We start from the raw sequence: 13,172 nt of genomic DNA, 5'->3' as shown, positions 1-13,172 counted from the left end.
CGCCGATCAAAATAATAATGAGTGACCCATGACCGTCCAGACCGTGACCCCCAAGCGCCGCTTTCGCGGCAAGCCCCGCGGCCGTGAACTCGATCCCATTCGTCTTGAGGGATTGCGTGAACTGCTGGGCGATGAACGCAACGATGCCGCATTGCGCCGCCGCGATTTATTGATCGAGCATCTGCATGCTCTTCAGGATGCCCGAGGGCATTTGTTGTTGGCAGACCTGCGTGCCCTGGCAACTTATATGAACCTGCCTATGGCAGCGATCTATGAGACAGCAACCTTTTATGCTCACTTCGATGTCATCCATGAAGACCAGGAAGTGCCCCCGGCGTTGACCATCCGCGTTTGTGACTCTCTGGCTTGCCAGTTAGCTGGCGCTGAGGCGCTTAAAGCGCAGTTGGAAGCAAACGTCGATATCGAGCAAGTGCGGGTGTTGCGCGCGCCATGCATGGGGCGCTGCGACACAGCGCCCGTCGTGGAGGTCGGCCATCACCACTTGGGTCGAGCCGATGCGGCTCAAGTTCAGGCAGCTATCGATGGCGACGACACTCACCCTGCACCTATCGATTGGCAACGACTTGATAGCTATCGCGGCGAGGGTGGTTTTGCATTGCTCCAGGCCTGCCGCAACGGGGAAGTAACGGTCGAAGCACTGATGGAAGCGGTGCAGCAGGCCAACCTTCGCGGTTTAGGGGGCGCGGGTTTTCCTACTTTTAAGAAATGGCACTTTGTGCGTCAGGAGGCTGGTCCCCGCTACTGTGCCATCAATGCCGACGAGGGCGAACCCGGTACCTTTAAGGACCGTTATTATCTGGAGCGTTCGCCGCACCAGTTTCTTGAAGGTGCCTTGGTCAGTGCTTGGGCGGTAGACGCCGAGGCGCTGTATATCTACCTACGCGATGAGTATCCAGCGTTACATGTCGTGCTGCGCGAGGCAATTGGCGAGCTTGAAGGCGCTGGCCTAGTGGCGCCGGGATATATCGTGCTGCGCCGCGGAGCGGGTGCTTACATCTGCGGCGAAGAGTCGGCGATGATTGAGTCCCTGGAAGGCAAGCCGGGCAAGCCCCGCCATCGTCCTCCGTTTGTGGCTCAGAAAGGACTCTTTGACCGCCCAACGCTGGTCAATAACGTCGAGACCGTCTACTGGATTCCGATGATCTGGCAGCGCGGCGCTGAGTCTTTCTCCAGTCAGGGCCGCCATGGCCGCGTGGGGCTGCGCAGTTTCTCGGTTTCGGGGCGCGTTAAGCAGCCTGGCGTTTATCTGGCGCCTGCTGGCATCACGCTAAGCGAGTTAATTGACGAGTATTGTGGCGGCATGGCGGAAGGTCACCGCTTGGCGGCTTATCTGCCTGGTGGCGCCTCTGGCGGCATTCTGCCCGCCACTAAAGCCAATATTCCTCTCGACTTTGACACTCTCCAGGAGCACGGCTGTTTTATCGGTTCCGCTGCGGTGATCGTGCTTTCTGATCAGGACAATCTGCGCGGGGTTGCTACCAACCTACTAGCTTTCTTTGCCGATGAGTCCTGTGGCCAATGCACGCCGTGTCGGGTGGGAACCGAAAAAATGCTCACCCTGCTTGAGCGTAATGAATGGGATGCTGGGCTTATGACGCAGCTTTCCCAAGTGATGATAGATGCCTCTATTTGCGGGCTGGGACAGGCGGCACCTAACCCAGTATTGGGCTTGCTCAAGGATTTTCGCAGTGAACTGGCTGCCCAGAACGTTATCGTCAAGGGATAAGGGAGATCAGCATGAGTGAACAGAGCTTAAACCAAAGCTTTACCCTGACCCTGGATGGCGTTGACGTCAGCGCTTACCCCGGTGAAACCCTCTGGCAAGTCGCCAAGCGTGCCGGCGAGACCATTCCGCATCTGTGTTTCAAGGATGCCAGCGGCTATCGCGCCGACGGCAACTGCCGTGCTTGTATGGTGGAAATCGAGGGCGAGCGCACCTTGGCCGCAAGCTGTCTGCGCGAAGCGGCGCCCGGTATGGTGGTTAATAGTGCCAGCTCTGAACGCGCGCGCACGGCCCGCAAGATGGTCATGGAAATGCTGCTGGTCGACCAGCCTGAGCGCGAAGAGAGCCCCGACAGCTCAAGCCATTTCTGGGCCATGGCTGACCAGTTGGCCATTGATGCTACGGCGGTGCGCCGCAAGCTGCCCAAGCGCGAAGAGCGTGAGACGGCTACCGTGCACCATGTGTCGCCTAGGGTGGGTAGCCTGGAGCAAGACAGCAGCCACTCTGCCATGCGCGTTAACCTTGATGCCTGCATTGAGTGCAATCTGTGTGTGCGCGCCTGTCGTGAAGTACAGGTTAACGATGTTATTGGTATGGCTCACCGTGGGGCGGCGTCTAAGATCGTATTTGATTTCGACGACCCCATGGGAGACAGCACCTGTGTTGCTTGTGGCGAGTGTGTTCAAGCCTGCCCCACGGGGGCTTTAATGCCTGCCACCCTAGTGGATGAGCAAGGGCACGGAGACTCTGCTGTGGCTGACCGTAAGGTTGACTCAGTATGTCCCTACTGCGGGGTTGGCTGTCAGCTTACCTACCATATCAAAGACGATAAGATCCTTTATGTGGAGGGGCGCGACGGTCCTTCAAACGAGAACCGACTCTGTGTTAAAGGTCGCTTCGGCTATGACTATCCGCGCCATCCATCTCGGCTTGTTACCCCGCTGATTCGTCGTGAGGGTATCGCAAAGGGAATCGATCCAGATTTCGACCCCGCCCAGCCCCTGACACATTTCCGCAAGGCGAGCTGGGACGAAGCCCTTGAGGTGGCTGCCAGCGGGCTTGTGAACCTTAAAGTGAATCATGGCCCTGATGCCTTGGCGGGGTTCGGCAGTGCCAAGTGCTCCAACGAAGAGGCGTGGCTGTTCCAGAAGCTGGTGCGTACCGGATTTGGCTCCAACCATGTGGATCACTGTACCCGCTTGTGCCACGCCAGTTCGGTAGCAGCGCTCATGGAGTGTATCGGCTCCGGTTCGGTAACCGCTTCCTTTATGCAGGCCAGTCAGGCCGATGTAGTGATTCTTACCGGCTGTAATCCCGCGGTAAACCATCCGGTGGCGGCCACCTTCTTTAAACAGGCCGCCAAGCGCGGTACCAAGATAGTGATACTCGATCCCCGTGGTCAGGCGTTGGATGCCTACGCCCATCGCAGCGTTCGCTTTTCACTGGGTACGGATGTGGCGCTGTTTAATGCCATGCTCAATGTGATCATCAGCGAAGAACTTTATGACACGGCCTATATCGCCGAGCATACCGAAGGCTTTGAGGCGCTCAAAACGCATACGGTGGACATGACCCCAGAAGCGATGAGTGGTTTGTGCGGTGTTGAGCCAGAGACCATTCGCGAAGTGGCTAGGCTTTATGCCAACGCCGAGCGGGCAATGATTTTCTGGGGCATGGGCATTTCTCAGCATACCCATGGGACCGACAACGCCCGTTGTTTGATCTCGCTGGCGCTGGCTTGCGGCCAGACAGGTCGACCTGGGACTGGCTTGCACCCTCTGCGGGGGCAGAACAATGTTCAAGGGGCATCTGATGCCGGCCTGATTCCCATGGTGATGCCGGACTACCAGCCGGTTAGCGATGCGCAGGTACGCAGTGCTTTCGAAGAGCTGTGGAATACCAAGCTGGATCCCACGCCGGGTCTCACCGTGGTGGAAATTATGGATGCTATCGCTGCGGGCACCATTCGCGGCATGTATATCCAGGGTGAAAATCCGGCGATGTCCGATCCAGATCTGGCCCATGCCCGGGCCGCGTTGGCCAAGCTGGAACATCTGGTGGTACAGGATCTTTTTGTCACTGAAACCGCTCAGTTCGCCGATGTCATTCTGCCTGCCTCTGCTTGGCCTGAGAAGGACGGCACCGTCACCAACACCAATCGGCAAGTGCAGATGGGGCGTGCGGCGTTGCCGCTGCCGGGCCAGGCCAAGCCGGACTGGTGGATTATCCAGGAAATGGCTAAACGCTTCGGTCTCGACTGGAAATACCAGCACCCGCAGGACGTGTTCGCCGAGATGAAGCAAGGTATGGCCTCTCTCGACCATATTTCTTGGGAGCGTTTGGAGCGTGAGCAGTCAGTGACCTACCCATGCCCAGCGGAGGACGCACCGGGGCAAGACGTAGTCTTCAGCGAGGTCTTCCCTACGGCCAGTGGCCGGGCGAAGTTCGCGCCTACGCGTCCGCTGCCACCGGATGAGCCGGTAGATAACGACTATCCGACGGTGCTGACCACTGGTCGTCAGTTAGAACACTGGCATACCGGATCCATGACCCGCCGCGCCAAAGTGCTCGATGACCTGGAGCCAGAAGCCGTGGCGAGCTTGGCGCCCGCTGAGCTTATCCGGCTGGGGTTGGCGCCAGGCGATGACCTAACGATCACCACCCGGCGAGGGGCCATTACCCTCAAGGTCAGGACGGATCCGGGCATGCCCGAGGGGATGGTTTTCGTGCCTTTCTGCTACGAGGAAGCGGCGGCGAATCTACTCACTAACCCAGCGCTGGATCCATATGGAAAGATTCCAGAGTTCAAGTACGCCGCTTGCCGGTTGAGCCGCCCGGAAACCCATATAAAGCGAGTTAGCCAGTAAGCTTTGACTGAAGGCAGTAGCGATTGATCAGGCGCTCAATAAAGGGCGCCTATCAACCAGCTACTCGGAATGATCGGTTGGGTCAGGTTGTAGCGTTGTCTGCCTCGAAATTGTAGAGCCAGTAAAGGTCTACGAGCGCTTAAATATGGTGTGAAAAGCCATTGATATGACGGCTAGATCAGCTTCAATAGTGGAAAGGGAGGCCGTCTTAGTTGACGGTCTCTTTTTATAATATCGTCATAGTTAGCATGTCAGAAGGGTGGAAATAAATTGTCTGGAGTATCAATGTCATAGCATACACCAGGATCATTGAGTGAAATTTTTACAATATGATTACTATACCGCTGGAGAATAGCGGATGCGCCGTTGGGGTGGCTTAAGTCAGCGATATGTTCCCAAAATCTTCTACCAAAAATAACCGGGTGGCCTGGGATCTGTAGGTGTGTTGGCTGAACGATATTTTCTGCGCTAGACATGTCTGCTAATAACTTACACGTTTTTTGAGTCACCCAAGGGAGATCGGCAAGCCAAATCGCCGCGGATCGGTAATTATTAAATTTTTCGTCTGAGCATAGATATTTGAAAGCATCGCTAATGCTGTATCCAAGTCCTAAATGACTGCGCGGGCTAACCAGCGTTGGCGTGATTGGAGAAAGACCGAGTGATTGAGCCTTATCATCTTCTCTAAGCACAACGATAATGTTTGGAAAGTGCTTCTGAATAGTTAACAACGTGGAGGTCAGTAGTGTCTTTCCATTGCTTAATTTAGCAATTCTTTTATCGCTACCAAAACGACGAGACTGGCCAGCCGCCATGACAATCACGATGATATCACTACAGCTCATGACGTGTTTTTCCACGATAAATGCGGTGAATATTGGCCATGACGGCTAACGCAATTTCAGCAGGTGTTTTGCTGCCTAAATTAAGCCCAATGGGCATGTTAATTCGTGCTACTTGGGCACTTGTTAGGCCGCCAGAGCGCAGCAGCCGCTCTGCACGTTGTTGTGAGGTCTGATGAGAACCCATGACCCCAATGTAAAATGCATTCGTACGGACGGCTTCGATCATGGCTAAATCATCAATACGCGGGTCATGGGTCAAGGCAACAATGGCGGTATTGGCATGGCAGCCACCTGATGAAATAAACACCGAAGGTAGAACGGCCTGCACTTCTATGCCGGGTACATCGAAATTTTTTCGGACTTCGTCCCTGGGTTCACAGACAATCACTTCAAAACCAAGCGTTTGGGCAAACAGCGCACAGGGCGCAGAGACGGAGGAGATCCCCGCGATAATCAGCCGTAGCGCAGGGCCTATGCGAATATTGACGCTAGCGGTATCAAAAATAACGGTGGGCTCGGTGTTCTTCGAGGGGTTAAAGCGCTTGCCGCTGCCATCCAATTTGATACAGCGGGTTAGCGGTTGGCGACCCAGTAGCGTGGCATGCACCACTTCTAGGTGAGTGAGGTTTTCGGTGTTGGGCGCTAGCCGTTCAACCAGCACTTCAAGGCTACCACCGCAGGGTAAACGAATATTCGCTGAACCAGCGTCACCGCCATAGCGCACCCGCTGAACCGGTTCGTTGAACGCTCCCGTTTGAAGCCTGGTGATAAAGTCCTCTTCGACACAGCCGCCCGACAGTGACCCCAGATAGTCGCCTGTCGAACATGCTACTAGCATGGCACCCGGCTCCCGGGGTGCCGAGCCAAAGGTTTTTAGCACCGTACACAACCAAATAGTCAGCCCCTGGTTGGCCCATTTCAATGCGCGTTCGATAACCTGTAGATCAAGGTGTTGCATTAACTAGCCGCCTCCATCGGGAATCGATGGGATGCTTTCAGCGCGTCGCGAATGGTGTCAGGGGTAAAAGGAGGATGGGTAAAGCGCACCCCCGTGGCATCAAAAAGCGCGTTGGCAATCGCAGGAGCGCCGGGCAGTGAGGCGGACTCGCCTACGCCGAGTGGCGGCAGTTCTGGACGATCAAGCAGCATGACGTTGATGGGGGGGAGCTCCGAGAAACGCAGAATAGGGTAGCCGCCCCACTCTTTGCTGGTCGGTAAACCATCCTCAAAGGTCACCCGCTCCTTTAACGTGCGGCTGAGCATTTGGATCACATTGCCATGCACCTGATGGCGAACGCCTGCGGGGTTCACCATTAAGCCCGCATCCTGACCTACATATAAATTCTCGACGACAATCCGTCCACTCTTCACATTGACTTTAAGCTCAATTACCCAGGCGGCGAGCGCGGCGCCAAAGCCGGGGAATTTGCTATGCACGTACTGGGCGTAAGCGAAGCCTCGGCCGTAGCGCCACTCACCCTCGCTTCTTGGGTTGGTGTTAGCGATGCTGGGCTTCCAGTTCGCACGTTCGGCTAACGCTTCGACAAGTTCGCAAGCGCGATTATCGGCTAAATAGCGCAACCGGTAGGTGACTGGATCTTCATTTGCTAAATAGGCAAGCTCATCAATATAGCTTTCGTGGGCGAAGGTGCTGGGCAATGCCGAGACGCCACGTAGCCAGGAGGCGCGCACCAGAGTCGGGACGTCGTCGCAGACTATTTGGCGATGAGGGTAGCGGTAGGGTGGCACCGACGTTCTATCTCCCATCTCAAAGGGGATATCAATAGGCGAGGCAGCACCGGTTAGCAGTAGTGCCAGGGTGGGCGCACTGTTAGAGGGGTAGCGCGTATTAAAGCGATAGCCTGCCGGGCTGCCATCTGCATTTAAACCGCCCTGGATCGCCATATACTGAGCAGCTCCTTTAGGCTCCCAGGTGTGCTCCTGCTCACGGGTGAGTTGCACACGGACGGGGCGGCCAACCGCCTGAGAGAGTAGTACAGCATCCGCGCCAACATCGTCGGCGCAATTGCGCCCATAGCAGCCCGAGGTTTCCATGCGGGTAATGGTGATAACGCCTTCGTCTAAACCGGTAAGGCGGGCGAGATCGGCGCGCAGGCTGTGTGGATTTTGGGTGCCCGACCATACGTGCAGGCCATCTTCATTGGCATCGGCGACGGAGCACGAAGGGCCAATGGAGCCGTGCAGCTGGAAAGGCCACACATAGTGACGATTGAGCGGATATTGCGCGGCGGCTAGCGCATTGTCGAGATCACCCTCATCGAGGAGTATGCGCTGCTTGTTGGGTAAGTCGAGCAGTGCTTGCTCTATGTTGTCCAACTGAGGCAAGCCTTCGATGGGGCGCCACTGGATCTTGAGCTGTTTGGCTGCGGCAGCAGCCTGTTCTTCACGTTCGGCCACCACACCAACAAAGTCACCGACCACCACGACACTGACCACGCCTGGCAAATGTGCCACGGAGCTTTCATCAACCGCGATTAAACTGTTGCCAATAAAGTCGCCGTTATCATGGCCTACATAAGGCGGGCGAATCACTCGCCCATGCAGCATATCGGGCAGGCGTAGGTCGTGGATAAAGGTCAATTGCCCGGTGGCCTTGGCGGGTATATCCACGCGAGAGGTCGATTGGCCGACCAGGGTATAGTGGCTGACCGGCTTAAGCGGCACCTCATCGGTAAGCTTTAATGCATGACGGGTCCCCCGCAGCAACTCTCCAAAGCTCACGGATGAGTGGTTATCATCACTGGGCATAATAGCGCCGTTTTGGCAGCTAAGTAGTGAGCGCTCAGTGTCAAAGTGCTTTGCTGCCAGTGTTAATAGATACTCCCGCGCTTGAGCCGCCGCGCGGCGTAGAGGTTCGGCAGTGATTTGAATCGACGCACTAGCAATAGTGGGGCCTTGGTTGGGGGCTTCAACAGAGTTGCCCAGCACCATGGTAACGCTGTCGAACGCGACGCTAAGCTCTTCCGCAACAATTTGAGCGAGCGCCGTGCGTATACCGGTGCCCAAGTCTACGTGGCCGTTGAAAGCCACGATGTGGCTATCGCTCAGCACGGCAATAAATATCTCAGGCTCATGGGGAGTGAAGTTTGAGTGTGTACCTGGCTGTCCGGGCGCGGGCTTAGGGGGTGTAACCGGGTCGCGATAGATCACCAGAACATCAGATCCATACAGCAGTGACTCTCTTGTATAGTCTGATTTATCGGCCATGCTTGCCTCCCACGCTAGCGTTTTAAGTAATCAGTGCAGATGAATTTGAGGTGATCAACGAGCAATAACTAAGGTAAAATTGTAGCGTGTACGCCATAAAAGCATGGTGAATTGATCCAGCGCAAGCCGTATTTAATACGTTGATGCATCATTTTGTTAACCAGTGCCATACTCGATACACGTCGTCGCTAATAGATTAAGGAGATGGAATGACAACGGATAGTGCGCTCAAACACTCGTCTTCCGGCGAGCACCCCACGCCTTCAGAGCAGGGGTATGATTTTTCTGAGCAAGTAGGCCATCTACTGCGTAAAGCCTACCAGCGGCATACGGCTATTTTTCAGCGCTACAGCAGTGATAAACAGCTTACGGCCATTCAGTTTGTCACGCTGTGTACGGTGATGGAGCGAGGTCCCAGCTCGTTAACCGACATCGTTAACGCCACGGCGATTGATCCAGCCACCATCCGTGGCGTCATTAAACGCCTTAAAGCACGTGAGTGGATCTCGCTCACCACCGACCCCAATGATCAACGCAAAGTCATGGTAGTGATCACCGAGCCTGGGGAGACATTAGTCGAGGGCATGGTGCCCAGTGCCAAGCAAATTAGCGATCAGACCATGAAAAATCTCAATCCGGCAGAGCGGGTTGCTTTAATGCACCTGCTGGAAAAAATGAACGCGGACGGATGACACAGCTGAGGTGCCCGCTTCACTTGCGTTTTCGGGCACTCCTAACGCTTCATTAAGTAACCCAGTGTTTCATCCAGTCTAATTACATCCCCATATTTGCTATCGATATCAAACAGGTTGGCTTCATGGGGCGCGGGGTGGCGATCGCCCACGCAATCACGTACCACCATCACCCGAAAGCCGTGCTGTACGCCGTCAACGGCGGTGGCGCGAATGCAGCCGCTGGTGGAACAGCCGGTAATGATCAGCGTATCGACGCCCATGGCGACCAGCGTGAAGGCAAGCGAAGTACCAAAGAAGGCGCTGGCGTACTGCTTGGTCATTATCAGCTCATCTTGATGGGGGGCCACCTCGGGGCAGAACTCGGCGTAAGGGTTGCCCGCCACCATCGCCCGCATTACCGGCGACTTCTTGACCCAAATGCCACCATCAATTTGATCCGGGGCGTGATAAAGGATGTTGGTGTGGATGACTGGCGTGCCAGTGCGCCGTGCGGTATTGAGTAGCGGTGGCATATTGGCCACCGCATCCACCACGCCCTGGGCAAATAGCGGCGAGCCTGGCGTGGTGTAGCCTTGCATAAAATCAACCACCAGCAGTGCGGGCCTTTTGCCAAAGCCAATGCGTCCATCCCACACGCCCTTGTAGTTGTCCGAGGCCGTATTATCAGTATTGTGCTGCGACATGGTCGTCTCCTTAATCAGCACTCTAGATCGTTAATCAGCACCTGATCTCGTTAGTAAGCCCCTGACAAGAGAGCACCCGCGCCCGGTACGATGGGTTCCAGGTCGAGTGCCTTGAGCATGGCGTAGGTGGTCGCGATAGCTGCGGTCACCACTGGCTTACCGGTCAGGGCTTCAACCTTGGCAACGGCCGGTAGCGATGGCATTTGTACACAGGCCGACAAGACGATCGCATCCACGTTACTTAAATCGAGGCTGGCGACGATTTCGGGGAGATTGGCGGGATCGTGGCGAGCGACATCCAGGTTATTGGGGATCTCAAGCGCCCGGTAGTCGAGCACCTCAATGCCTTCCTGACGGATGTAGTCGACCACCATTTCGGTCAGCGGCTTCATGTAAGGCGCCACTACCACCACACGTTTGGCTTTCATCACACCCAGGGCATCAACCAGCGCACCGGCGCTGGTGACCACCGGCGTGTCGCAGCCATTCTCTTCGGTGCGGCTGCGCAAACGCTTTTGCGACGCTCGGTGGTAGCCGGGCCCCATCGCCATAATGGCAACCAGGCAGGCATACCCCATCACATCCACTGCTGCATCGGAGAGCTCCAAGGCACAGCGGTCAGACTCCGCATCCATCGCGGCCAGCTCGTCCTTGCTGACGGTTTTCATACGCATGCGGCTGGAGTGGAAGGTAAAGCGCTCCGGGCGGATTAACTGCCGCGCCGTAAGCATGGCGGGTATTTCGGTCTCCATGGTGATATTGGAGCTGGGGACGATTTGGCCGATGCGGTAGGTCTTGGTGCTCTGAGTCATGATTATTGGCCTTGGTTAGAGTTGTGTGCCCAGGAAGTCTTCAAACGCGGCAAAAAAGCCGTCGAAGTCATCCCAAGGAATCATATGGCCCGCCTGTACCGCGGTTGTGATGCGAATGGTCGGCAACAGGTCGAGAATCTCAGCGCGGTCTTCATCCTGGATAACCCCGCCCTTGCCTGCACACATCAGTAGCGTGGGCACTTTGATAGCGGGGAAGTCCTGGTGGATATCGACGCTGTGGAACTCTTCAAACGCCTGAACAATGGCGGGCTCAAAGCAAGTGTGTAACCACTCGGCGCGTAACCGCAGCTGCTCGTCGCTCCAGGTGGGGCAGTAGTGGCGCATGGTTTCGATGTCTGCGCCCCGGGTGCAGTCGCGAATCGAGTCTACATACCAGGGCAGCTTGCTGGGGTACTCACGGCGCCCTGGCCCTGAAACCGGTGGGTCGATAAGTACCAGTTTGTCGATGCCCTTGGCGCCGCGATTCATGGCGCGCAGCGCAAAGCGCGCCCCCATGGAGTGGCCCGCCAGAATGACGTTGCTTAAACCGAGCGCATCAATAAAGGCGATCACATCGTTGGCACAGGTGTCGGTGTCATAAGCAAGTTCAGGCCCGGTGGACGACAAGCCACGCCCACGGACATCCAGCACATAAGTGTCGAAGTGCTGGCCCAGGCGCTCGGCCACAAAGCCCCAGGTAATCGCCGGGCTGGTGATGCCGGGGATTAGCACCAGCGGCTGGCGCGCTGTCTCGGCGCTGTCACCAAAGCGCAGGTAGTGCTGACGAATTCCATTGGCGTGTACGTTGGCGCCATAGAGATAGGTGCTGCTCATGCTGGGCTCCCTTGACTGGTGGGTTGCTTCAGCGGTACTTCAAAGGGGTCATAGGCGAATACCCAGGCCGGGTCTTCGTCTTCCCGTAACCAGGTATTGTCGTGGGAAACCTGCTGAACCCGCGAAGCGCGTTCAAAACGGTTGGTGCGGTAAAGTTCGAATGCTTGCTGGTAGTTTTTGGCGCCCACTTCTTCCAGGCAGCGTACCAGCATGGCGGCGTCTTCAATGGCCATGGCCGCGCCCTGGGCCATATGAGGCTTCATCGGGTGGCAGGCATCGCCCAGCAGCACCAGTCGATTTTCATGCCACAGTGGCAGCGGGTTGCGCTCCAGCAAGGGCCATTTGGTAACGGTTTCAGTGCAGTCAATTAGTGCTTGTACGGTGGGATGGTAACCCTCGAATGCTTTGCGCATCTCTTCCCGGGAGCTGTCGACGAAGGAAGTGCCGTGGCTCCAGTCGGGTTCAGGCACGCCAGTCACGTAGTAATACTCCTTCTCGTCGCCGGTCACGAAGTAGACCATCATGTGGCGGTCTTCCGACCACCACTTCACGCAGGCTTCGAAATCCAGGTCGTATGCCTTGAGTTTTTCGGCAGAGATAATGGCTCGGTGAGCAACCCAGCCGCTATAGATTGGCGCCTCCGGACCCAGCAGCTTCTCGCGCAGTCGCGAATTGACCCCATCGGCGCCGATCACCAGGTCGGCCTCTTCTGTCGTACCGTCAGCGAAGGTCATGACGACCTTGTCGCCGCTGTCGTCGACATCGACCAGGCGCTTATCGAAATAAAGATTGTCCTGGTCGAGCGTGCTGACCATTAATTCGTGCAGATCGCCACGGTGTACGGTGATATAGGCTGCGCCATAGTTTTCGCGCGCAAACTCGCCTAGCGGGATACGAGACTGGTACTCGCCGGTCATGCCGTTGCGGCTGAACCAGTAATCGGGGTGTGAGCCCATGGTATTGAGCTTCTCTTCAATGCCAATGCGGCGCATTACTTTCATCACGTTGGGGCCAAGGTGAATGCCTGCCCCAAGGCGCGCAAACGCGGGTGCCTGTTCGTACACCTTGGTGGGGTAACCCGCTTTCTGCAGTAGCGCGCCTGCAGCGGCGCCGCCAAGGCCCGCGCCAATAACGGCTATGGTGGGTTTATTGTTCATATTCTGGTTTCCTCGCTGTTTTATTCGCCTATCACTCGTTTCTGCATGCGTTCGCGAATGCTATAAAACAACGTATACACCATTTATTTTTTGGTCAAGAATTAGTTTTGAAATTATTTTTAAACGAAAAAAAAGCGGTGTTTTTATTTAAATATATGAATTTAATGTATTTACAGCTGTTTTTTTGGTTTTATGCAAAAACTTGAAAAACGCATCCATTGAGTGCTATACGTTTATTAGGCTTGTTTTTATAGCGTACACACCTTTAGTGCTCGGTGGGTGTTAGCTCTGCACTTAGCTGGTGCAA

10 protein-coding genes are annotated in these 13,172 nt (G+C 55.8%); 3 read left to right on the top strand and 7 right to left on the bottom strand.

Annotated features, from left to right (window positions below):
* Positions 1 to 28 precede the first annotated feature (28 nt).
* On the top strand, positions 29 to 1,747 hold the full coding sequence (locus INT19_RS17855) for an NADH-ubiquinone oxidoreductase-F iron-sulfur binding region domain-containing protein (RefSeq protein ID WP_193061722.1): 1,719 nt from the start codon (positions 29 to 31) through the stop codon (positions 1,745 to 1,747).
* Positions 1,748 to 1,758: 11 nt separating this feature from the next.
* Positions 1,759 to 4,611 carry a formate dehydrogenase subunit alpha gene (gene fdhF, locus INT19_RS17850; protein ID WP_193061721.1) on the top strand — a complete coding sequence of 951 codons (2,853 nt, stop codon included), beginning with the start codon at positions 1,759 to 1,761 and terminating at the stop codon, positions 4,609 to 4,611.
* A 251-nt stretch (positions 4,612 to 4,862) separates the two neighbouring features.
* On the opposite strand, the gene INT19_RS17845 is transcribed toward fdhF, so the two are convergent.
* From INT19_RS17845 to INT19_RS17835, 3 genes are read right to left on the bottom strand one after another with little or no spacing between them, the layout of a single operon-like run.
* A complete protein-coding gene (locus tag INT19_RS17845) occupies positions 4,863 to 5,456 on the bottom strand; it encodes a nucleotidyltransferase family protein (RefSeq protein WP_193061720.1) in 594 nt (197 codons plus the stop codon).
* Entirely contained in the window at positions 5,446 to 6,414 is a 969-nt protein-coding gene (locus tag INT19_RS17840; RefSeq protein WP_193061719.1) for an XdhC family protein, read from the bottom strand. Before INT19_RS17840 ends, INT19_RS17845 begins: the two co-directional genes overlap by 11 nt.
* A complete protein-coding gene (locus INT19_RS17835) occupies positions 6,414 to 8,684 on the bottom strand; it encodes a xanthine dehydrogenase family protein molybdopterin-binding subunit (protein ID WP_193061718.1) in 2,271 nt (756 codons plus the stop codon). Before INT19_RS17835 ends, INT19_RS17840 begins: the two co-directional genes overlap by 1 nt.
* 209 nt (positions 8,685 to 8,893) lie before the next feature.
* On the opposite strand from INT19_RS17835, the gene INT19_RS17830 reads away from it, so the two are divergent.
* Positions 8,894 to 9,376, top strand: a complete 483-nt coding sequence (locus tag INT19_RS17830) for a MarR family winged helix-turn-helix transcriptional regulator (RefSeq protein ID WP_089039328.1) — start codon at positions 8,894 to 8,896, stop codon at positions 9,374 to 9,376.
* Between the two features lie 41 nt (positions 9,377 to 9,417).
* On the opposite strand, the gene INT19_RS17825 is transcribed toward INT19_RS17830, so the two are convergent.
* The 4 genes from INT19_RS17825 to INT19_RS17810 are packed head-to-tail and all read right to left on the bottom strand — an operon-like array spanning position 9,418 to position 12,865.
* Positions 9,418 to 10,062: an N-carbamoylsarcosine amidohydrolase gene (locus INT19_RS17825; protein WP_193061717.1), complete on the bottom strand. Its 645-nt coding sequence runs from the start codon at positions 10,060 to 10,062 to the stop codon at positions 9,418 to 9,420.
* Positions 10,063 to 10,112: 50 nt separating this feature from the next.
* Complete coding sequence (locus INT19_RS17820) at positions 10,113 to 10,874, bottom strand: maleate cis-trans isomerase family protein (RefSeq protein WP_319022110.1); 762 nt, start codon at positions 10,872 to 10,874, stop codon at positions 10,113 to 10,115.
* 15 nt (positions 10,875 to 10,889) lie between these two features.
* Positions 10,890 to 11,708 (bottom strand): alpha/beta fold hydrolase, encoded by an 819-nt coding sequence (locus tag INT19_RS17815; RefSeq protein WP_193061716.1) that lies wholly within the window; start codon positions 11,706 to 11,708, stop codon positions 10,890 to 10,892.
* Positions 11,705 to 12,865: an FAD-dependent monooxygenase gene (locus INT19_RS17810; RefSeq protein WP_193061715.1), complete on the bottom strand. Its 1,161-nt coding sequence runs from the start codon at positions 12,863 to 12,865 to the stop codon at positions 11,705 to 11,707. Before INT19_RS17810 ends, INT19_RS17815 begins: the two co-directional genes overlap by 4 nt.
* Positions 12,866 to 13,172: the final 307 nt, after the last annotated feature.

The sequence above is a fragment of the Halomonas sp. 3A7M genome, assembly GCF_014897875.1.
In the GTDB taxonomy this organism is placed as follows: Bacteria; Pseudomonadota; Gammaproteobacteria; order Pseudomonadales; family Halomonadaceae; genus Vreelandella.
The sequence above is the reverse complement of the archived record's forward strand: the minus strand, read 5'-3'. Positions and strand labels throughout refer to the sequence as shown.